Annotated in this window: 20 protein-coding genes; 8 read left to right on the forward strand and 12 right to left on the reverse strand. The window is 71.1% G+C overall.

The features are described from left to right. Positions 1 to 3: 3 nt before the first annotated feature. Genes BM290_RS38840 through kdd form a run of 6 tightly spaced genes read right to left on the reverse strand, consistent with a single transcriptional unit; the run spans position 4 to position 6,407 of the window. Complete coding sequence (locus BM290_RS38840; protein ID WP_093620953.1) at positions 4 to 1,212, reverse strand: glutamate mutase L; 1,209 nt, start codon at positions 1,210 to 1,212, stop codon at positions 4 to 6. Continuing rightward, positions 1,209 to 1,574 carry a 3-aminobutyryl-CoA ammonia lyase gene (gene kal / locus BM290_RS38845; RefSeq protein WP_093620954.1) on the reverse strand — a complete coding sequence of 122 codons (366 nt, stop codon included), beginning with the start codon at positions 1,572 to 1,574 and terminating at the stop codon, positions 1,209 to 1,211. The genes BM290_RS38840 and kal overlap by 4 nt, the downstream gene beginning before the upstream one ends. Then, the gene (gene kamE / locus BM290_RS38850; protein WP_093620955.1) at positions 1,571 to 2,302 is read right to left on the reverse strand and encodes a lysine 5,6-aminomutase subunit beta; all 732 of its coding nucleotides are present in this window, start codon (positions 2,300 to 2,302) and stop codon (positions 1,571 to 1,573) included. Before kamE ends, kal begins: the two co-directional genes overlap by 4 nt. After that, complete coding sequence (gene kamD, locus BM290_RS38855; protein WP_093620956.1) at positions 2,299 to 3,831, reverse strand: lysine 5,6-aminomutase subunit alpha; 1,533 nt, start codon at positions 3,829 to 3,831, stop codon at positions 2,299 to 2,301. Before kamD ends, kamE begins: the two co-directional genes overlap by 4 nt. A 15-nt stretch (positions 3,832 to 3,846) precedes the next feature. Next, a complete protein-coding gene (locus tag BM290_RS38860; RefSeq protein ID WP_093620957.1) occupies positions 3,847 to 5,385 on the reverse strand; it encodes an amidohydrolase in 1,539 nt (512 codons plus the stop codon). Between the two features lie 5 nt (positions 5,386 to 5,390). Beyond that, positions 5,391 to 6,407: an L-erythro-3,5-diaminohexanoate dehydrogenase gene (gene kdd / locus BM290_RS38865; protein WP_093620985.1), complete on the reverse strand. Its 1,017-nt coding sequence runs from the start codon at positions 6,405 to 6,407 to the stop codon at positions 5,391 to 5,393. A gap of 131 nt (positions 6,408 to 6,538) precedes the next feature. On the opposite strand from kdd, the gene BM290_RS38870 reads away from it, so the two are divergent. Continuing rightward, positions 6,539 to 7,900, forward strand: a complete 1,362-nt coding sequence (locus BM290_RS38870; RefSeq protein ID WP_093620958.1) for a KamA family radical SAM protein — start codon at positions 6,539 to 6,541, stop codon at positions 7,898 to 7,900. Positions 7,901 to 7,949: 49 nt separating this feature from the next. On the opposite strand, the gene BM290_RS38875 is transcribed toward BM290_RS38870, so the two are convergent. Together BM290_RS38875 and BM290_RS38880 are read right to left on the reverse strand one after the other, a co-directional pair. Then, entirely contained in the window at positions 7,950 to 8,141 is a 192-nt protein-coding gene (locus BM290_RS38875) for a CsbD family protein (protein ID WP_093620959.1), read from the reverse strand. A gap of 44 nt (positions 8,142 to 8,185) precedes the next feature. Further along, positions 8,186 to 8,626, reverse strand: coding sequence for a winged helix-turn-helix transcriptional regulator (locus BM290_RS38880; RefSeq protein WP_093620960.1), 441 nt, complete (start codon positions 8,624 to 8,626; stop codon positions 8,186 to 8,188). 77 nt (positions 8,627 to 8,703) lie between these two features. Here BM290_RS38880 and BM290_RS38885 point away from each other — a divergent pair, with 77 nt between their 5' ends. The 3 genes from BM290_RS38885 to BM290_RS38895 all read left to right on the forward strand — a co-directional run bounded on the left by BM290_RS38885 (position 8,704) and on the right by BM290_RS38895 (position 12,134). Beyond that, complete coding sequence (locus BM290_RS38885) at positions 8,704 to 9,567, forward strand: aldo/keto reductase family oxidoreductase (RefSeq protein WP_093620986.1); 864 nt, start codon at positions 8,704 to 8,706, stop codon at positions 9,565 to 9,567. A 151-nt stretch (positions 9,568 to 9,718) separates the two neighbouring features. Then, positions 9,719 to 11,203, forward strand: coding sequence for an arabinofuranosidase catalytic domain-containing protein (locus BM290_RS38890; protein WP_093620961.1), 1,485 nt, complete (start codon positions 9,719 to 9,721; stop codon positions 11,201 to 11,203). Positions 11,204 to 11,237: 34 nt separating this feature from the next. Continuing rightward, positions 11,238 to 12,134 (forward strand): NAD(P)/FAD-dependent oxidoreductase, encoded by an 897-nt coding sequence (locus BM290_RS38895; RefSeq protein ID WP_093620962.1) that lies wholly within the window; start codon positions 11,238 to 11,240, stop codon positions 12,132 to 12,134. Positions 12,135 to 12,230: 96 nt separating this feature from the next. On the opposite strand, the gene BM290_RS38900 is transcribed toward BM290_RS38895, so the two are convergent. After that, positions 12,231 to 12,836 carry a maleylpyruvate isomerase N-terminal domain-containing protein gene (locus BM290_RS38900; protein WP_093620963.1) on the reverse strand — a complete coding sequence of 202 codons (606 nt, stop codon included), beginning with the start codon at positions 12,834 to 12,836 and terminating at the stop codon, positions 12,231 to 12,233. A 28-nt stretch (positions 12,837 to 12,864) separates the two neighbouring features. On the opposite strand from BM290_RS38900, the gene BM290_RS38905 reads away from it, so the two are divergent. After that, positions 12,865 to 13,428, forward strand: coding sequence for a TetR/AcrR family transcriptional regulator (locus BM290_RS38905; RefSeq protein ID WP_093620987.1), 564 nt, complete (start codon positions 12,865 to 12,867; stop codon positions 13,426 to 13,428). A gap of 142 nt (positions 13,429 to 13,570) precedes the next feature. On the opposite strand, the gene BM290_RS38910 is transcribed toward BM290_RS38905, so the two are convergent. Next, positions 13,571 to 14,779: an RNA-guided endonuclease InsQ/TnpB family protein gene (locus tag BM290_RS38910; protein WP_093620964.1), complete on the reverse strand. Its 1,209-nt coding sequence runs from the start codon at positions 14,777 to 14,779 to the stop codon at positions 13,571 to 13,573. Positions 14,780 to 14,891: 112 nt separating this feature from the next. On the opposite strand from BM290_RS38910, the gene BM290_RS38915 reads away from it, so the two are divergent. Further along, a complete protein-coding gene (locus tag BM290_RS38915) occupies positions 14,892 to 16,097 on the forward strand; it encodes a pyridoxal phosphate-dependent aminotransferase (RefSeq protein ID WP_093620965.1) in 1,206 nt (401 codons plus the stop codon). Between the two features lie 3 nt (positions 16,098 to 16,100). Here the strand turns inward: BM290_RS38915 and BM290_RS48790 are convergent, their stop codons facing one another. Further along, positions 16,101 to 16,271, reverse strand: coding sequence for a hypothetical protein (locus BM290_RS48790; RefSeq protein ID WP_177320078.1), 171 nt, complete (start codon positions 16,269 to 16,271; stop codon positions 16,101 to 16,103). Between BM290_RS48790 and BM290_RS38920 the strand changes: the two genes are divergently transcribed. Next, positions 16,270 to 17,151 (forward strand): phosphotransferase, encoded by an 882-nt coding sequence (locus BM290_RS38920; protein WP_093620966.1) that lies wholly within the window; start codon positions 16,270 to 16,272, stop codon positions 17,149 to 17,151. The genes BM290_RS48790 and BM290_RS38920 overlap by 2 nt on opposite strands. Positions 17,152 to 17,160: 9 nt before the next feature. Beyond that, the gene (locus BM290_RS38925) at positions 17,161 to 17,391 is read left to right on the forward strand and encodes a hypothetical protein (RefSeq protein ID WP_239144018.1); all 231 of its coding nucleotides are present in this window, start codon (positions 17,161 to 17,163) and stop codon (positions 17,389 to 17,391) included. Positions 17,392 to 17,396: 5 nt separating this feature from the next. Here BM290_RS38925 and BM290_RS38930 read toward each other — a convergent pair whose 3' ends face one another. Continuing rightward, on the reverse strand, positions 17,397 to 18,647 hold the full coding sequence (locus BM290_RS38930; protein WP_093620968.1) for a potassium channel family protein: 1,251 nt from the start codon (positions 18,645 to 18,647) through the stop codon (positions 17,397 to 17,399). Positions 18,648 to 18,747 lie beyond the last annotated feature (100 nt).

Below are 18,747 nucleotides of genomic sequence, written 5' to 3' on the forward strand. Positions count from 1 at the left end.
CGATCACCGGATCGAGTTACCCAGCAGTCGGGTGGCGACGTCCGGATGGTCGGCCGCGAGCAGGCCCGCAGCGGCCACAATGTACTGCTGATCGACCAGGGCACGAGCCCGTTCGGGTGGGGCCCAGCCACCCCCGACGTCGGCCAGGACGGCCCGCAGGACGGCGTCGCCGCCGCCGTGGCGCAGCACCCCGCCGGAACCCAGGACGAGACGTACGTCACGTAGGCCGGGACGGCCGCGGGCGTGCCGGCGCAACGCGATCACCGCGGCCGTGGCGGCCAGTTCCCGGTCGTCGCCGGGGACGGGCAGCCGCTCGGCTTTCGCGGCCTCGCGGGTGCCGTCGGCGCCGACCGCCACGCCGAGGTCGCCCTCGACCGTGCGGGCCCGCCACAGGGTGCCGGCGACGTCACGGCGCGGTCCGGTCTCGGACTCGGCGTCAGGGACGAGCGCGGAGTAGACGTCGGTGGTGGCGCCGCCGACGTCGACGACCAGGATCCCGTAGCCGGTCAGGTCGGCGAGCAGCTCCACGCCGGCCAGCACGGCGTCGGGGGTGGCGGCCCGCACGAGCTGGGCGAACCGGCGGCCCCGGGACAGCCGTTTGCCGCCGATGACGTGCCTCAGGAACACGTCACGTATCGCGGCGCGGGCCGGCAGTGGGTCGAGGACGCCGATGCGCGGCAGCACGTTCGCGGTAGCGGTGACGGGGACTCCGCGTCCGGTCAGAACCGTGAGCGCGTCGTCGCGTACCTCCTGATTTCCGGCCAGGACCACCGGAATCCGGATCCGGGCCGCGGCGAGTCGTCTCGCATTGTGGAGAAGGGTTTCGGCGTCGCCGCCGTCGGTGCCGCCGGCCAGCAGCAGCACGTCGGGGCGGGCGGCGCGCAGCCGGGTCAGGTCCGGGCCGGTCATCGGGCCGGCGGCGACGTGCACCACCTGCGCGCCGGCGGAGAGGCCGACGCGGTGGCCGGCCTCGGCGGTGACCAGCTGCTCGTAGCCGATGACCGCGAGACGCAGGCCGCCGCCCGCCGAGGAGCAGACGAGGAGCCGGTCGCCGCCGCCCACGGCGGCGACGGCGGCGTCCAGGCCGTCCAGGACGTCCGAGGAGGAGGTGGTCGGGACCTCGGCGCGGCGGATCAGTTCCGCGCCGTCCAGATCGATCTTGGCGGCTTTGGTGTACGTGGACCCGACGTCGACGCAGACGGCTGTCGTCACGGCTTCGGGGGGACCACGACCGTCCCGACCGCGGTGGTGGCCACGATCGGCTCGTCGAGGACTGTCGCACCCGAGCCTGACGTGCCGCGGCAGACCACCCGCACCTCGAAGGAGATCTTGCGCGAGCGGGTGCCCATGGCGGTGACCGTGCCGGCGATCTCCAGCACGTCCCCGGCCCGGACCGGCGCCTTGAACTGCACGTCGTCGTAGGAGGCGAACAGGCCCTCGTCGCCGTCGAGCCGGATGCAGATCTCGGTGGCCACGTCGCCGAAGAGGCCGAGCGAGTAGGCGCCGTCGACGAGGTTCCCGGCGTAGTGGGCGTGCGCGTAGGGCACGTAGCGGCGATGGGTCACGGTGATCACTTGCTACCTCCGGCGAGGGCGTGGACGAGATAGGAGGCCACCTCGCGCGGGGTGGTGCCGCGGCTGAAGATCCGGTCGACGCCCAGCTCGGGGGCCATCAGCTCGTCGAATCGGGGGCCGCCGACGATCAGCAGCGGGCGCTTCCCGGCGGGCAGGGCCTCGCGGAACGCCGCCGACATGGCCCGGGTGTTCTGCAGGTGCGCGTCGCGCTGGGTGACCACCTGGGAGACCAGCACGGCGTCGGCCTTCTTCTCCCGGGCGGTCTCCACCAGGTCGGGCACCGAAACCTGGGCGCCCATGTTGGTGACCGACAGCTCCGAGTAGTACTCCAGGCCCTTCTCCCCCGCGATGCCCTTGAGGTTGAGGATGGCGTCGATGCCGACGGTGTGCGCGTCGGTGCCGATGCAGGCGCCGACCACGGTGAGCCGCCGCCGCAGCCGCCGTTTGATGGCCGCGTTGACCTCCTTGGCGCTCAGCAGCGGGAAGTCACGCTCGACGACCTGCACCTTCTCGGTGTCGACCAGGTGGGCGACCTTGCCGTAGACGACGAAGAACGTGAAGCCGTCGCCCATCTGCTTGGCGTGGACCAGCATCGCCGGGTCCATGCCCATCTTGCCGGCCAGCTGGAGGGCGGCGCCCTCGGCCCGTTTGTCGTGCGGGATCGGGAGGGTGAAGGAGAGCTGCACCATGCCGTCGCCGGTGGTGTCCCCGTACGGGCGAACGATCATGACTCCACCACCGGGTTGTAGTAGTCCTCATCCATCCTGGCCACGCCGTCGAGACCCTTGCCGCGGTCGGCGGGGCGCTTCATGATTCCGAAGGTGCCGTCGGCGATCGCGTTGAGCATGCCGTCGTCGACGATCTTCTCCAGCAGGTCGATGGCCTCGCCGAGGACTTGATCGGCACGCCCCCGGATGAACGGCCCGGGTGTGAAGTCCTCGTGCAGGTTGCCCGCGCCGTTGAGGACGTACCGGACATTTTGCAGGGCGATGTCGCGGTCGGACAGCCACGGGGTCACGACGGCTTCGGTCATCATGCCGACCAGCAGGATGCCCTGGCCGGTGAGAGCGCCGGCCAGGTTGAAGAAGCCGTCCAGCAGGTTGCCGCGGAACACGTCGCCGGTCATGTGCTTGGTCGGCGGCATCCACTTCAGGGGCGCGTCCGGGAACAGTTCGCGGGCGAGCAGCGCGTGGGCCAGCTCCAGCCGGAACGAGTCCGGCAGGTCCGGATTGATCTCGAAAGCGTGCCCGAGCCCCAGCTGCCAGTCCTCGAGGCCCGCCTCGTGGGCGAAATACTCGTTCATCAGCTGCGACACGGTGACGGTGTGGGCCGCGTCGACAGCGTCGGCGGTGGTCAGGTAGTTGTCCTCGCCGGTGTTGATGATGATCCCGGCGCGGGCGTGGATCTGCCGGGAGAACCGCTGGTCGACGAAGGTGCGGATCGGGTTGATGTCGCGGAACAGGATCCCGTACATCGAGTCGTTGAGCATCATGTCGAGGCGCTGCAGGCCGGCCAGCGTGGCGATCTCGGGCATGCACAGGCCGGAGGCGTAGTTGGTGAGCCGCACGTAGCGGCCCACCTCCTTCGACGTCTCGTCCAGCGCGGCCCGCATCAGCCGGAAGTTCTCCTGCGTGGCGTAGGTGCCGGCGAACCCCTCCCGGGTGGCGCCCTCCGGCACATAGTCCAGCAGCGACTGGCCGGTCGACCGGATCACCGCGATCACGTCCGCCCCGGCCCGTGCCGCCGCCTGCGCCTGCGGGATGTCCTCGTAGATGTCCCCGGTCGCGACGATCAGGTAGATCCACGGGCGCTGTTTCGGATCCCCGAACCGTTTGATCAGCCGGTCCCGCTCGGCCCGCCGCCGGTCGATGGTCCGCAGCCCGGCCGCGGTGGCCCGCCTGGCCCGCTGTCTGGCCTTTCCGGCCCGAGCGGGGATGTCGAAACGGATCGACCCGGCGGCGGCCTTCTGGGCCAGGACGGTCACGTCCTCGACACCGGCCGTCTCCATCGCGTGGAACACCGGGACGGCCACCCCGTGACCGAGCCCGACGTCCGCACGCACCGCGTCGACCAGCCGGTTCACCCACGGGATGCCGTCCGGGTCGGCGCCGGTCACCCCGGCCAGGCGCAGCACCGCACGCTCCACCGACACGGTGGTGTGCGACCGCGCCAGGTCGACCACCGGCTGCCCCGCACGCGCCGCGAGCGCCCTTGCCCGCGCCACGACGGCAGGATCCAGATCCAGCTTCCCGGCCAAAGAAAACGCCTCCTGTTACCTCTCGAAAATCGTGTCGCCGTGCAGCACGGTGCGCAGGCAGACCGGCCGGTCCGGCTCGGCGCCGTCGACGTCCGGCAGCAGCCTCGGCAGCCCGCCGTCGACTCCGCCCGGGGTGTCCCAGGCCGCGAAGGTCGCCGACGCTCCCGGCTTGAGCACACCGGCGCCGGTGATCGCGGCGGCCCGCCAGCCGCCCGCGGTGCTCGCCGCGAACGCCGAACGCACACTCATCCGGAAACGGGGGTTGCGCGGGGCGGCGGCCGCCACCACGATCGCCCACGGGTCCAGCGCCGTCACCGGCGAGTCGGAGCCGAACGCCAGCGCCACCCCGGTCGCGTGCATCGCCCCGATCGGGTTGCTGGCCAGCGCCCGCTCCACGCCGAGGCGCTGGGCGTACATCCGGTCGGCGCCGCCCCACAGCGCGTCGAAGATCGGCTGCACCGAGGCGATCACCCCGAACTCGACCATCCGGGCGATCATCGCCTTGTCGATCAGCTCGACGTGCTCGATGCGGTGGTGGCCCTCGCGCAGCCGGTCCACGCCGACGGTCTTCGCCGCGATCGCGAAACCCTCCAGCACGGTCTCGATGGCCGCGTCGCCGATCGCGTGGAAACCGCCCTGGAACCCGACCCGGACACAGTCCAGCAGGTGCTCGGCGGCCTGCTCGGCGGTGAGGAAAGCCTCGCCGCAGCCGTGGTCGCCGTCGTGGTACGGCGCACGCACCGACGCCGTCCGCGAGCCGAGGGCGCCGTCCGCGTACAGGTCGCCGGCCGCGCCGTGGGCGCCCAGTTCCCGTGCCCGGTCGGCGCCGCCCAGCTCACCCCAGAACCCGAACACCTGCGGCAGCCCCTGACCGGACAGCGCCAGCACCGACCCGAAGTCGGCCTCGCTGGAGGTGCCCGGCCCGGCGCACTCGTGCACCGCCGCGATGCCCATCGACGCCGCCCGCGACAGCGCGGTCCGCTGCGCCGCGGTCCGCTGCTGCGGTGTCAGCGAGCCCAGCGCGATCGCCCGCACCGCGTGGTGGGCGGCCTCGCGGACCCAGCCCGACCCGTCGTAGCCGTCCACCCCTCGCGCGGCCGGGAGCAGCGACGACGACGCCAGCGCCGAATGCACCGACGCCTGCGACAGGTACACCCGGCGGCCGGCCGCGGCCCGGTCCAGCTCGGCCGCGGTCGGCGGGGTCTGGTCGGCCCACGTCGACTCGTCCCAGCCGTGCCCGTGCACCACCCCGTCGGCCGGGCGGGTCACCGCGAACGCCGCCACCCGCTCCAGCAGCTCGCCCGGTGACCGCACCGCCGACAGGTCCAGCCCGTCGAAGGCCAGGCCGGTGTCGGTGGCGTGCAGATGCGCGTCCACGAACGCCGGCGTGACGAGGGCGCCGTCGAGGTCGACGGTCACGTCGGCGGACGGGGCGTCGGCGGAGTCGCCCAGCCAGGCGATCGTGTCGCCCCGGGTGACCATGGCGGTGGCGCGGGGTTCCGCAGCCGAGTAGAAGCGGCCGTTGACGTAGCGGACCGAGGGAGTGTTCGTCATGCCGGTCAGTCTGCCGCGATCCGTGCCTCGAACATCGCCCGGACCGCGGGAACCTGACGCAGCAGATCCACCGCGAACTCGGCGTGACCAGGCACGTACCCGTTGCCGATGAGCATTGTCACGTCCGCGGCCAGGCCCTCGGCGCCGAGCGCGGCGGCCGGGAAGCTGGTCGCCATCGAGAAGAAGATCACCGTGCCGCCGTTCGCGGTCGCCAGGATCGCCCCGTGCTCGCAGCCCGGCACGTCCACGCAGACCACCGTCACGTCCGCGGGCTCCCCCACGGCCTCGGCGACGGCCACCGGATTGCGGGCGTCGGCGATCGCGACCTCATCCGCCAGACCGGCTTCGACCAGCGCGTCCCGCTCCGTTTCACTGACCACCACGGCTTGGGTACGCGCACCGGCGCGCCGCGCCGCGGCAAGGGTGAGCGACCCGCTCTTGCCCGCACCGCCGAGCACCACGACCTTCGCTCCTGCCGGATATCCCCGGACCACCCGGTCGGTCAGCGCCGGCGCGCCGCACACGTCGTAGACCGCGAGCGCCAGCTCCGGCGGCAGGTCGTCGGGCAGCACGCCGACGATCGAGCGCCCGAACAGGATCGCCGTGCCCTCGGCCGGCGCCTGCTCACTGAGCCCGTCCCACCCGGCCAGCCCGTCGGTGATCCGCAGCGGGGTCAGCGTCAGCGACACCAGCGTGGCCACCCGGTCCCCCGGCTTGACCGGCAGCGGCGACTCCGGGCCGACCTCCTCGACCACGCCGATCAGCATGCCGCCCGAGCCGGTGACCGGGTTGTGCATCTTGCCGCGGGTCCCGATGATCTCCAGCACCTCGGCGCGGATCGCGTCGCCGTTGTGCGCGTGTTTCTCGGCGAGCTGCCGATAACTGGCGGCGTCGAGGTTGAGCCGCTGCACCCGGATCCGGGTCTCGTCCGGCCCGATCTCCGGTGACGCGTCGAGCCGCCAGGCCGCCTGCGGCAGCACACCGGCTGGTTCCACTACCCGCCGCAACCCCACCATGCTCATGCTCCTCACGATCTCCACGCGTTAAAAACACTCTCACAGAGCAGGCTTCACCGTAAATCCTGCGTATACATGGTTACTAGGCCGGAGATTCTCCGGTACCTTGATCCGAATCCAACGAGGGAGGATCTCCGGTGGCGGACGACCTGGCAGGCCAGCCGTACGAATACCAGCGGCGCGAGCTGATCGAGCCGGACTGGACCCGGTTCCCCGGCTGGCGCGACGTGACGGCCGCGCAGTGGCAGTCCGCGCAGTGGCAGCGGGTCAACTGCGTCAAGAACATCAAGCAGCTGCGTACGGTCCTCGGCGACCTGGTCGACGACAGCTTCTACACCGACCTGGAAGCCGACCAGCAGCAGCTCGCCACGATGTCGATGCTGATCCCACCCCAGATGATCAACACGATGGTCCCGGACCGGGCGCCGGACACCGCCTCGTTCCTCGCCGACCCGATCCGCAACTACATGATCCCGGTCGCCGGTGACCGCCGGCGGGACTGGCCGTCACACCCGCACGCCGCCCGCGACTCCCTGCACGAGCACGACATGTGGGTCGCCGAGGGCCTCACCCACCGCTACCCGACGAAGGTGCTGGCCGAGTTGCTCGCCACCTGCCCGCAGTACTGCGGGCACTGCACCCGGATGGACCTGGTCGGCAACAGCACCCCGACGGTCGCCAAGCTCAAGCTGCTCCAGAAGCCCGTCGACCGCTACGAGGCACATCTGCAATACCTCAAGGCCCACCCGGGGGTACGCGACGTGGTCGTCTCCGGCGGGGACGTCGCCAACGTGCCGTGGAAGCAGCTCGAGGCGTACCTCATGGGGTTGTTGTCGGTCCCGACCGTCCGGGACATCCGGCTCGCCACCAAGGCGCTGATGGGGCTGCCCCAGCACTGGCTGCAGGACGACGTGGTCGAGGGCATGCACCGGGTCGCCGTCACCGCCGAGCGCCGCGGCGTCAACCTGGCCGTGCACACCCACGTCAACCATGTGAACTCGTTGACGCCGCTGGTCGCGAAGGCGGTCCGCACCCTGCTCGAGGTCGGTGTGCGCGACGTGCGCAACCAGGGCGTGCTGATGCGCGGGGTCAACGCCACCACCGGTGACCTGCTCGACCTCTGTTTCGCGTTGCAGGGTGAGGCCGGGATCCTGCCGTACTACTTCTACATGTGCGACATGATCCCCAACGCCGAGCACTGGCGGGTGCCGGTCCATCACGCGCAGCAGTTGCAGCACGATCTGATGGGATACCTGCCCGGATACGCCACCCCGCGGATCGTCTGCGACGTGCCGTTCGTCGGCAAACGGTGGGTGCACATGGTCGCCGAGTACGACCGGGAGCACGGCATCTCGTACTGGACCAAGAACTACCGCACCTCCATCGAGGCGAACGACAGCGAGGCCCTCTCCAAGCTGTACGCCTACTACGACCCGATCGACACGCTGCCGGAGACCGGCCAGGACTGGTGGCGCAAGCAGCAGCAGACCGCGGAATGACCTGAGGGGGAGGCGCTGAGTGCCTCCCCCTCACACGGTGCCGCCCGCCCTAGTGGAAGGCGTCGCGGACGTCGCGACCGGCGTCCTTGACGTGCTCGCCCGCTTGCTTGGCGTGTGCGGCCGCCTCCTGCGCCTGGCCCTCGGCGTAGAGGCGCTCGTTGTCGGTCGCCTCGCCGATGCCCTGCTTCGCCTTGCCCACCAGTTCCTCGGCCTTGTTCTTGGCCTTGTCGGCGATGCTCATATGCGTCCACCCTCCGTAGGTCCTGGTCTCGCACTTGCTGCCGATCAACTGGTGCCCGATGCGGCCGATTCCGAAACACCGTCGTGCGCCGTGCGGCTGGCCTGCACCTCGTCCATGTGCGTCTCGGCCCACGCCTTCAGCCCGCCCATCATCGTGTGCAGCGACAGCCCGAGGGCGGTCAGCTCGTAGTGGACCGTGACCGGCACGGTCGGCGTCACCGCGCGGCTGATCAGCCCGTCGCGCTCCAGGCCGCGCAGCGTCTGGGTGAGCATCTTCTGACTCACCCCGGCCAGCAGGCGGGACAGCTCCGAGTAGCGCATCGGCCGCGGCTCGCCGGCACAGTCGGGGCCGCTGCCCAGCGCGGAGAGGATCAGCACGACCCACTTGTCGGAGATCGTGTCGAGCAGCCGGCGGCTCGGGCACGCCGCGATGAACGCGTCGTACTCCACCTTCGCCGCCGCGCGTTTCTGTGCCGCCGTCGCCATCCGCGCACCTCCGGGTATGTGACGCACTTGCAAGTACGTACTTCCTGTGAGGAAGTAACTCTCCCATAGTGGTGTGCATGGTCACCACTTCACTTCCCGGCGGCACCTGGACGCTGGGCGATCTCACCGTCACCCGATTCGGCTACGGCGCGATGCAGCTCGCCGGCCCCTGGGTGTTCGGCCCACCCGCCGACCACCAGGGCGCGCTCGACGTCCTGCGCGAGGCGGTCCGGCTCGGCATCACCCACATCGACACCTCCGACGCGTACGGTCCGCACGTCACCAATCAGCTGATCCGCGAGGCGCTCCACCCGTACCCCGAAGGTCTGCACATCGTGACCAAGGTCGGCGCGAACCGTGACGACCAGGGCGGCTGGCCACCGGCCCGCGATCCGGCGAGCCTGCGCCGCTCCGTGCACGACAACCTGAAGAACCTCGGCGTCGACGTGCTCGATCTGGTCAACCTGCGGCTCGGCGACGCACAGGGGCCGCGGCCGGAGTCCGCCGCCGAGGCCTTCGAGACCCTCGCCGGCCTGCAGCGGGAGGGGCTCATCCGGCACCTCGGGGTGAGCAACGCGACGGCCGAGCAGATCGCGGAGGTACGGTCGATCGCGCCGATCGTGTGCGTGCAGAACATGTACAACCTCGCCCACCGGCAGGACGACGACCTGATCGACGAGTTGGCCGCCGACGGCATCGCCTACGTGCCGTTCTTCCCGCTCGGCGGGTTCAGCCCGCTGCAGTCGTCGGCGCTGTCCGCGGTCGCCGGCCGGCTCGGCGCCGGCCCGATGTCGGTGGCCCTGGCCTGGCTGCTGCAACGGTCCCCGAACATCCTGCTGATCCCCGGCACGTCGTCGGTGGCCCACCTGCGCGAGAACGTGGCCGGCGCGGGCCTTGCCCTCTCCACCGCCGATCTGGAGGAGCTGTCGGCCATTGGTTAGCGCTCACAACGAACGATCGATCCCGGCCGAAACGTGCCCTTGACAACTCGGTAACAACTACGAGAATCGATGTGAGCCATCACATCCCCATCCCCCGGAGCAGCGCCGACCCCTCTCCGGCACTGCCGTATTCGTACGCGAAAGGCTCCTGATGGGTACCCGATTCTCCTGGCGTACGGCCATGGCCGTCGCCGCCACCGCCGTCCTCACGGCCACCGCCCTCGTCACCACCGGCAGCGCGGCCGGCGCTGCCGGCACCCTCCCCTGCGACATCTATGCCGGCGGCGGCACCCCCTGCGTCGCCGCGCACAGCACCACCCGGGCGCTGTTCGGCGCCTACAGCGGATCGCTGTACCAGGTCCGCCGCTGGTCCGACGGCGCGACCACGAACGTCGGCGTGCTCAGCGCCGGCGGTTACGCGAACGCCGCCACCCAGGACTCGTTCTGCTCCGGCACGTACTGCACGATCGTGCGCATCTACGACCAGACGTCCCGGCACAACGACCTGACGATCGCTCCCGGCGGCGGCGCCAACCCGACCGCCGACCAGGGTGCGAACGCCGCCGCGCTGCCGGTCACGGCGGGCGGCCGCAAGGTGTACGGCGTCTACATCTCGGCCGGCAACGGCTACCGCAACAACGCCACCAACGGCATCGCCACCGGCAGCCAGCCGGAGGGCATGTACATGGTCACCGAGGGCACCCACGTCAACGACCGGTGCTGCTTCGACTACGGCAACGCCGAGACCAACAACATGGACACCGGCAACGGCGACATGGACGCCATCTACTTCGGCAACCTGTGCTGGTTCTCGCCCTGCTCGGCGGGCCCGCGGGTGGCGGCCGACCTGGAGAACGGCCTGTTCGCCGGCGGCAACGGCTCCTGGACGGCGAACACCGGCCGCAACAGCGCGTTCGTCACCGCGGTGCTGAAGAACAACGGCACCTCGACGTACGCCATCAAGGACGGCAACGCACAGTCCGGGGGACTCGCGACCCGCTACAACGGAGCGCTGCCCACCCAGTCCGGCTACAACCCGATGACCAAACAGGGCGCGATCATCCTCGGCATCGGCGGCGACAACAGCAACGGCTCGGTCGGCTCGTTCTTCGAGGGCGTGATGACCAGCGGATACCCGAGCGACGCCACGGAGAACGCGGTCCAGGCGAACATCGTCTCGGTCGGCTACGGCAAGAGCGTCACCTTCCCGGTCAACGGCGCCACCTACCGCCTGACCAACCTGCAGAGCGGCAAGGTCCTCGACGCCACCAACTGCGGCACCGCCAACGGCACCACCGTCCAGCAGTGGCAGTCGCTCGGCAACACCTGCCAGCAGTGGCGGTTCACCAGCGTCGGCGCCAACAAGTGGACGATCACCAACGTCAACGCCGGCAAGGTCCTCGACGCCGTCAACTGCGGACTCGCCCTGGGCACCGCGGTCAACCTGTGGCAGTCCCTGGGCAACACCTGCCAGCAGTGGGCGGTCATCCCGGCCGGCAACGGCCGCTACGAGCTGGTGGTCGAGAACAGCGGCATGGTCCTCGACGACCAGGACTGCGGCACCGCCAACGGCACCCCGGCACGGCTGTGGATGTGGCTGAACAACACCTGCCAGCTCTGGTCGATCGCCCCGTAACACTCCCGGCCCCCACCGCGTTAGGGTCCTGATCATGGACGTGGTCGTGGTGGGGGCGGGAATCGCCGGACTGGCCTGTGCCCGGGCACTCCTCGACGGGGGCGCCCGGGTCCGCGTCGTCGAGCGGGGACGGGTCGTCGGCGGACGGCTGGCCAGCAAGCGGATCGACGGGCGGTATGTGGACATCGGAGCCGCCTACTTCGTGGCCGACGATCCGGAGTTCGTGGCCCAGGCCACGGCGTGGGAGGAGCGCGGGCTGGCCAGGCCGTGGACCGACACGCTGCGCGTCTTCCCCGGCGGCGGGGAAGCCGCCGGGCCGGTGCGCTGGGCGGCGCCTGCTGGGCTGCGCAGCCTTGCCGCCGATCTGGCGGACGGGATCGACGTGCGGCTGGAGACACCGATCGAGACGGTGCCGGAGGATGCGGACGCCGTCGTGCTCGCCATGCCCGGACCCCAGGCGCTGCGACTCGGTCCGCCGCCGGCCGTCGCGGCGGCGGCGCGGGCGCAGACCTGGCAGCCGGTGATCGCCGCGATCCTCACCTACCCGGAGCGGACGTGGGGTGACCTGCGCGCGGCGTTCGTCAACGAGCATCCGGTGCTCGCCACCGTCTGCGACGACGGCGACCGCCGCGGGGACGGCGCGCCGGTGCTGGTCGCCCACTCGACGGCCGAGCTGGCCGCCCGGCATCTCGGCGACCCGGCGGCGGCCGGGCCGGTGCTGGCCACCGCTGTCGGCGAGTTGCTCGGGCTCACCGCCGAGCCGCAGGTGCGGGTGCACCGGTGGACGTATGCGCAGCCCTCCCCGGGCGACGCCGGCTACGCCGTCGACGGGCGGGTCTGGTTGTGCGGCGACGCCTTCGGCCGGCCACGGGTCCAGACCGCATGGCTCTCCGGGCGCGCGGTGGCCCGGGCCCTGCTCGCCGGAGGCTGATCCGTTCGCCTGCCACCGTCCTCACCGATCCGGACGGCCACGTGCTGTGCCTGGTGGCGCCGGCGCCGTCCTGAGCACCGCCGCTCTCCCCCTCGGTCACCTGTCGAGAGCGGCCTTGAGCTTCCAGTCGGTCAGGCGGGGGCGGTCCGGCAGGGCGATGCGGCCGGTGCACCACAGCAGCGCCGCCGACGGGTCACCGGGCGGGGCGTCCGGGAACAGGCGGGCCAGGACACGGGCCGACAGGTCCGGCGGCGGGGTCCAGCCCAGGTTCAGGCCCCGGGCGATGTCCCAGGTGTGGATCAGGGTCTCGTTGACGCCCAGGGCCGCGAAACCCGACGGGTCGGTCGGGCCCCAGTGCCAGGCCCGCACCTCCGGGCCGGCCGCGCGCAGCGCCAGCGAGAGCAGGCCGGCGCAGGCGGCGACGACCTGCAGCACCACCCGGGGCGGGGCGTCCGGCCGGACCTCCAGGTCGAGCGGCAGATATCCGCCGCCGGCCCGGGAGACCGGCGCCTCCAGCCAGGGCGGAAGGCCGCGGGCGGTCAACTGGGTGGCATACGCGATCAGGTCGTGGGCCAGGTGGACCGCGGTGGCCCGGCAGTCCCAGTCGAGAACGCCCGCCCGCACCGTCCAGTCACGGTCCTGCACCGGGGTGAGCAGCCGCAGCGTGCCCGCCACGGCGGTGTCGAGGTCTTCCGCAGTCATCGCATCCACGTGCCTCATCATGGACCGCATGCCCAAGAAGGTGGACGAGCGGGAGCGCCGCACCCTGATCGCCGACGCGTTGATGCGGGTCGCCGCCGAGCAGGGGCTGGAGGCGGTCAGCCTGCGGCACGTGGCGGCCGAGGCGGGCGTGTCGGCGGGCATGGTGCAGCACTGGTTCCGCACCCGGGACCAGATGATGGAGTTCGCCATGGAGGTGGTGCGGGAGCGCAACGAGGCCCGGGTCACCGAGGCGGTCGCGGCGCTGGGTGACGCGCCGGAGCCACGGGAGCTGTTGCGGACGATCATCACGACGCTGCTGCCGCTGGCCGAGGAGAGCCGGGCCGACGGGCGGGTGGCCCTGGCGTTCCTGGCGTACACGGCGGTGCGGCCCACGGCGTCGGCCCGGCTGCGGGAGGAGACGGCGCAGCTGGCCGGCTTCATCGGGAGCCTGTTGCCCGTACCCGGCAAGGCTCTGGGTCTTCTCGCCCTGATGGAGGGTCTCGGGGTCTACCTGCTGGGCGGCCAGACGACACCCGACGAGGCCCGGGCGGCCCTCGACGCGCACCTGGACCTGCTGTTCGCCGTGCCATAGTGCGGGAATTGGCCGTCCCCCTCCCGGCCGGGATGTGACAGGCTGCCCGGACACGACGGTCGACCCGGTGGGAGAGTATTCCGTTGACTTCCTCTCCCTCCTGAGGGAGGGGGATTCACTTCGGCCTGGCGGCCAAACCGGTCTACGCCGGACGCCTCGCGGCGCGGGGTTCCTGCTTCACAGCCGACCGCAGAAGGGAGGACCCTTGCTGTCTGACATCAGCTCCACAGGCATCGCCGGAGGTGTCTCCGGCTACGGCTCGTCCAGCCGCAAGAATGTTCTTGGCCGCGTTGATGTCCCGATCGTGGCGGGTGCGGCAGGCCGGGCACGTCCAGTGGCGTGTCCCGAGGTCCAGTCTGGGAAGCAGGTGCCCGCAGTGGGAGCAGGTCTTGCTGCTGGGGCACCAGCGGTCGATGACGATCAGATGGCGTCCGGCACGGGCGGCTTTGTACTCCAGCATGTCGCGGAATTCCGCCCAGCCGACGTCGGAGATGGCCTTGGCCAGGCTGCGGTTGCGGGCCATGTTCGCGACGGCGAGGTCTTCGAGCACGATCGTGTCGGCCTGTGCGATCAGGGCGGTGCTGGTCTTGTGCAGGAAGTCGCGGCGGGCGTTGCGGACTTTGCGGTGCGCGACCGCGACCTTGGTCCTGGCCTTGCGCCGGTTCGCGGAGCCGCGCTGCTTGCGGGCCATTCGCCGCTGGTAGCGGGCCAGGTTACGGGCCTTGCGAGCCAGGTGCCGGGGGTTGGCGATCCGGTCTGCGTCGCTGGTCACGGCGAAATCGGTGAGCCCGAGGTCGATGCCGATCTCATGGCCGGTGGCGGGCAGCGGGTCAGGCTGGTCGACGTCCACGGCGAAGGTCACGTACCAGCGGCCGTCGGCCTCGCGGGAGATGACCACCATGGTCGGGTCCAGGACGGTCAGGTCCACGTCCGGCCAGGACCAGGCCACCGTCAGGGAGCCGTCGGTCTTGGCGACGTGCAGCAACCCGTCCTTGATCCGAAACCCGGAGCGGGTGTAGTGCGCGGACTGCTTGCCGGTCCGGGACTTGAAACGGGGATACCGGGCGCGTTTGGCGAAGAAGTTCGCGTATGCGGTGTGCTGATGGCGCAGCGTCTGCTGCAACGGCACCGAGGACACCTCGGACAAGAACGCCAGGTCCTCGGTCTTCTTCCACGCCGTCAGCGCGGCGTCGGTCTGCTTGTAGCTGGTGCGCTCACCGCGCTGCAAGAACGCGGCGTGGCGCTCGACGAGGGTCTTGTTCCAGACCAGGCGCACACACCCGAAGGTTCGGTTGAACACCGCAACCTGGTCGGGGGTCGGGTAGGCCCGGCACCGGTAGGCCGTACGCACGTTCGAAACCTTACACAGAGGTGACCATGAGTAAAGTTCAGGCATTCCCGGCTCCTGACGGAGCCGTCATTCCCGCCCGCCCTGAAGGGTGGGGCATCCTGGCGGTGATCCGGTGAAGCAGGCGCAACGGCTCAAGGCGGTCCGGTACGACATTCGCGGGCCGGTGTTGCGCCGCGCACAGCAGCTGGAGGACGCCGGGCACCAGATCATCAAGCTCAACATCGGCAACCCGGCGCCGTGGGGTCTCGCCACCCCCGAGCCGATCATGGCCGACGTGGTGCACAACCTGGGGTCGGCGACCGGTTACAGCGACGCCCGGGGGATCTACTCGGCGCGGGTCGCGGTCGCCCACAAGTATCAGATCCAGGGCGCCATCGACGTGCAGCCGGAGGATGTGATGCTCGGCAACGGCGTCTCCGAGCTGATCGTGATGTGCCTGCAGGCGCTGCTCGACACCGGTGACGAGGTGCTGGTGCCGAGTCCCGACTACCCGCTGTGGACCGGCGCGGTGTCGCTGTGCGGCGGCCGGGCGGTGCACTACCGCTGCGACGAGGGCAACGGCTGGCAGCCCGATCTGGAGCACCTGGAGTCGCGGATCACCCCGGACACCCGCGCCATGGTGATCATCAACCCGAACAATCCGACCGGCGCCGTCTACTCGCGCGAGGTGCTGGAGGGGATGCTCGACATCGCCCGCCGGCACGGGCTGCTGGTCTTCGCCGACGAGATCTACGACCAGATCATCTACGACCGGGCGGTGCACCACACGGCGGCGGCGCTCGCCCCGGACGTTCCGATGATCAGCATGGGCGGGCTGTCGAAGACGCACCGGGCCGCCGGGTTCCGCTCCGGGTGGCTGGCGGTCACCGGTTTCGGCCCGCAGGACACCGACTACCTCGAAGGGCTGCAGCTGCTGGCCAACATGCGGCTCTGCCCGAACGTGCCGGCGCAGCACGCGATCCAGACCGCGCTCGGGGGTTACCAGAGCATCAACGCCCTGGTCACCCCCGGCGGGCGGCTCTACGAGCAGCGGGAGCACGCGTGGCGGTCGCTCACCGCGATCCCCGGCGTGGAGTGTTTCAAGCCGGAGGGCGCGCTCTATCTCTTCGCCCGGCTCGACCCGGCCGTCCACAAGATCCACGACGACGAGCGGCTGATCATCGACCTGCTCGAAGCCAAGCAGCTGCTGCTGTCGCACGGCACCGGCTTCAACATCGACACGACCGACCACCTGCGGATCGTCTTCCTGGCGCCGGTCGACGTGCTCGACGACGCGATCGGCCGGCTGCGCTCCTTCCTCGCCACCTATCGTCAGTAGCGGTCATGCCGGCTCGCGCACACCGCCCTCGTCCCCGTCGTCCGGCATCGGCTCGACGGGGGCCGGCGGCAGCGTCTCCGGCGTGTCGGGAAGCAGTTCGCCCGGATCATCGGGGACCGGCTCGCGCGGGTCGATCGGCGGGTACTCGTCGGGGTCAAGTTCCGGCTGAGACATGACCCCATTGTCCGGCATCGCGACGGATGTCGCTCGGGCCTTCGGCGCCGGAACACCGACGGGTGCGATGGTCCGGGCCGGCGGGGGCGTCTCGCATGCGCTGTTCCGGCTGACCACCACCACCGGGCGGTACGCCGCCAAGCGCCTCAACACCGTCGACGAGCAGTGGTGGTGGGACGCCTATCACGCGGCGTCGCGCATCGAGGCGTCCGCCCGGTATCCGCTGTCGTCGTGGCACGAGTGGCTCGACGAGCAGGACATCGCGTTCACCCGGGAGGTCCGGGAGCACCTGCCGACCGTGGCCGCAGCCCTGGACCATCTCGCACGACCCGGGCCGCCGCTGACCACGGTGGCCTCGCACCGGGACGTCAAACCCGACAACGTGCTGCTCACCGCGGACGGGCCGATGCTGCTGGACTGGGACAGCGCCGGGCCGGAGATCGCCGAGCACGAGATCCTGCGGTCGGCGCCGGCCATGGGGTTCGAGGCGCGACGGGCGTTCGAGCGTACGATCACCGCCTATCTCCGGGCCGGAGGCCGGCCTCTCCCCGCCGATCCGGCGGTGTTCCACGGGATCGTCGACGCGCAGCTGCAGACCGCCGAGTGGCTGCTGTGGCGGGCCCTCGGCCACCGCGGCGACGGCCCCGGCGAGCGCGCCCGGGCCGCCGGCGAGTGCCTGGCCCGGTTGCGGGGCGCGGCGAAGAGCCTGCGGCGCATCCCGGAGTGGACGCGCCGGCTCGGGCAGATCCTCGGCTCGGCCGGATCGCCGTCGGGGCCGGATGCCGGCTCGGCCGGATCGCCGGTTCGGTCAGATCGCCGATTCGGACGGATCGCCGGTTCGGTTAGATCGCCGGTTCGGACGGATCGCCGGTTCGGTTAGATTCAGCCGGTGAGCGATGATTTCTCCCCGGCGCCGGGGACCTGGAAGACCCTGCAGTGGGCGTACGAGATGGGCGCGGCGACGCTCGGCGAGGCCTACGACATGCTGGAGCAGTTCGAGAACAGCAACGACGTCGCCGAGGTGCTCGGCGAGGACGACACGATCGAGGCCGTCCGCGAGGACATCGAGTACGGTCTGGAGACCGTCGGCCCGGACACCGCCCTGGACGCGGTGCTGTAGGGCGGTCACGGCCGGGTGGCGGCGCCGGGTTCGTCGAGCCCGGCCGGGGAGAGCGTGTCGCGGCGCAGCACCTGCAGCAGATCCTCGTAGGGGCCGATCAGGTAGGCCCGGTCGCCCGAGGCGAACCGGGTGTCGCGCCGCGGCGGGTGTTCCAGGACGCCACGGTCGGCCGCCCGGCTGATCGCCACGACCCGGGTGCGTGCCGAGAGGTCCTGCATGGCCAGGCCGTCGAGACCGCCACCGGCCGCGACCGTGAGCCGGCCGAGGAGCATCAGCTGCGAGCCGACGTAGAAGGTCGCGATCACGTCCAGGCCGAGCGCGGCGCCGACGAACCAGGGCGCGGCCAGCGCGGCGGTGGACCGGGCCTGGCCGAGGCCGAAGTTGCGTTCCACGGTGGCGGCCAGCGTCCGGTCGAACAGACGCAGCACCACCGGCGTCCCGGCGCCACCCGAGCCCAGATGGTCCCGGATGGCCAGCCCGGTTTCGAGGTTGACCAGGTCGTCGCTGGTGAGCACGGCGACGGCCCGCGCGGCCGGCAACTGGACCCGGTGCAGGGTCTGGGGCAGGGTGGCGTCGGCGAAGACGACCGGCACACCGCTGGCGCGTACCTGGGCGGCGTACCGGTTGTGCTCGTCGCGTTCGATGACGACCACCTCCGTGCCCGCGCCGGAGAGCAACTCGACCACCCGCACCCCCACCGATCCGAGACCGATCACGACCACGTGGCCGGTGAGGTGCTTGAGCCTGCGGTTGCCGAGCGCCTCCTCGATCCGGATGGTCACGAGCACATTGGTCAACAGGGCGAAGAACGTCGTGGCGAGCAGCGCGCCGAGCAGCATCAGCGAGATCGCGAAGCCGCGGAGCCAGGGGTCCTGGCTGCGGAAGTTGAAGTCGCCGAAACCGACGGTCGCGATCGTCTCGACGGTGAAGTAGGCGGCGTCCAGCAGGGTCATCCGGGTGCCGTCGGGTTCGCGGTAGCCGAGGCGCAGCACCACGATCGCGACGGTGGCGAGCGCCATCAGACCGCCGAGGGCGTAGGCCAGCCGCCGGTCGACCTCGCTGATCAGCGAACGGGCCAGGTGCCACTTCTCGCGCAGCCGGCCCGTACGGTCCGGCGCCGGGCCGTCCGTCTCCCCGTCCAGCCCGGCCAGGGCCAGCTCCTCCGCGGTGCCGAAGAGGGTGACCAGATCACCGGGGCGCACCGGGTGGTCGCGGCCGGGGCACACCACCACGTCACCGCCGTCGGGACCGGTCACGGCGAGGGGGGTGTCCCTATGGGTTCTGTCAAGCGGCGAGGGCGAGGTTCTCTGCCGGTTTGTGCTGGTAGGGGGTCCGGGTGCGGAGCATGGCGTGCAG

The organism is Actinoplanes philippinensis (assembly GCF_900113015.1).
Lineage (GTDB): Bacteria > Actinomycetota > Actinomycetes > Mycobacteriales > Micromonosporaceae > Actinoplanes > Actinoplanes philippinensis.

What these genes read in the sequence shown, in the direction of transcription:
- BM290_RS38895 (WP_093620962.1), top strand. Translation starts at nt 11,238, where the DNA reads ATGGACGTGGTCGTGGTGGGGGCGGGAATCGCCGGACTGGCCTGTGCC.
- kdd (WP_093620985.1), bottom strand. Translation starts at nt 6,407, where the DNA reads ATGAGCATGGTGGGGTTGCGGCGGGTAGTGGAACCAGCCGGTGTGCTG.
- BM290_RS38920 (WP_093620966.1), top strand. Translation starts at nt 16,270, where the DNA reads ATGACCCCATTGTCCGGCATCGCGACGGATGTCGCTCGGGCCTTCGGC.
- BM290_RS38880 (WP_093620960.1), bottom strand. Translation starts at nt 8,626, where the DNA reads ATGGCGACGGCGGCACAGAAACGCGCGGCGGCGAAGGTGGAGTACGAC.
- BM290_RS38875 (WP_093620959.1), bottom strand. Translation starts at nt 8,141, where the DNA reads ATGAGCATCGCCGACAAGGCCAAGAACAAGGCCGAGGAACTGGTGGGC.
- BM290_RS38905 (WP_093620987.1), top strand. Translation starts at nt 12,865, where the DNA reads ATGCCCAAGAAGGTGGACGAGCGGGAGCGCCGCACCCTGATCGCCGAC.
- kamE (WP_093620955.1), bottom strand. Translation starts at nt 2,302, where the DNA reads ATGATCGTTCGCCCGTACGGGGACACCACCGGCGACGGCATGGTGCAG.
- BM290_RS48790 (WP_177320078.1), bottom strand. Translation starts at nt 16,271, where the DNA reads ATGTCTCAGCCGGAACTTGACCCCGACGAGTACCCGCCGATCGACCCG.
- BM290_RS38890 (WP_093620961.1), top strand. Translation starts at nt 9,719, where the DNA reads ATGGGTACCCGATTCTCCTGGCGTACGGCCATGGCCGTCGCCGCCACC.
- BM290_RS38885 (WP_093620986.1), top strand. Translation starts at nt 8,704, where the DNA reads ATGGTCACCACTTCACTTCCCGGCGGCACCTGGACGCTGGGCGATCTC.
- BM290_RS38860 (WP_093620957.1), bottom strand. Translation starts at nt 5,385, where the DNA reads ATGACGAACACTCCCTCGGTCCGCTACGTCAACGGCCGCTTCTACTCG.
- BM290_RS38900 (WP_093620963.1), bottom strand. Translation starts at nt 12,836, where the DNA reads ATGACTGCGGAAGACCTCGACACCGCCGTGGCGGGCACGCTGCGGCTG.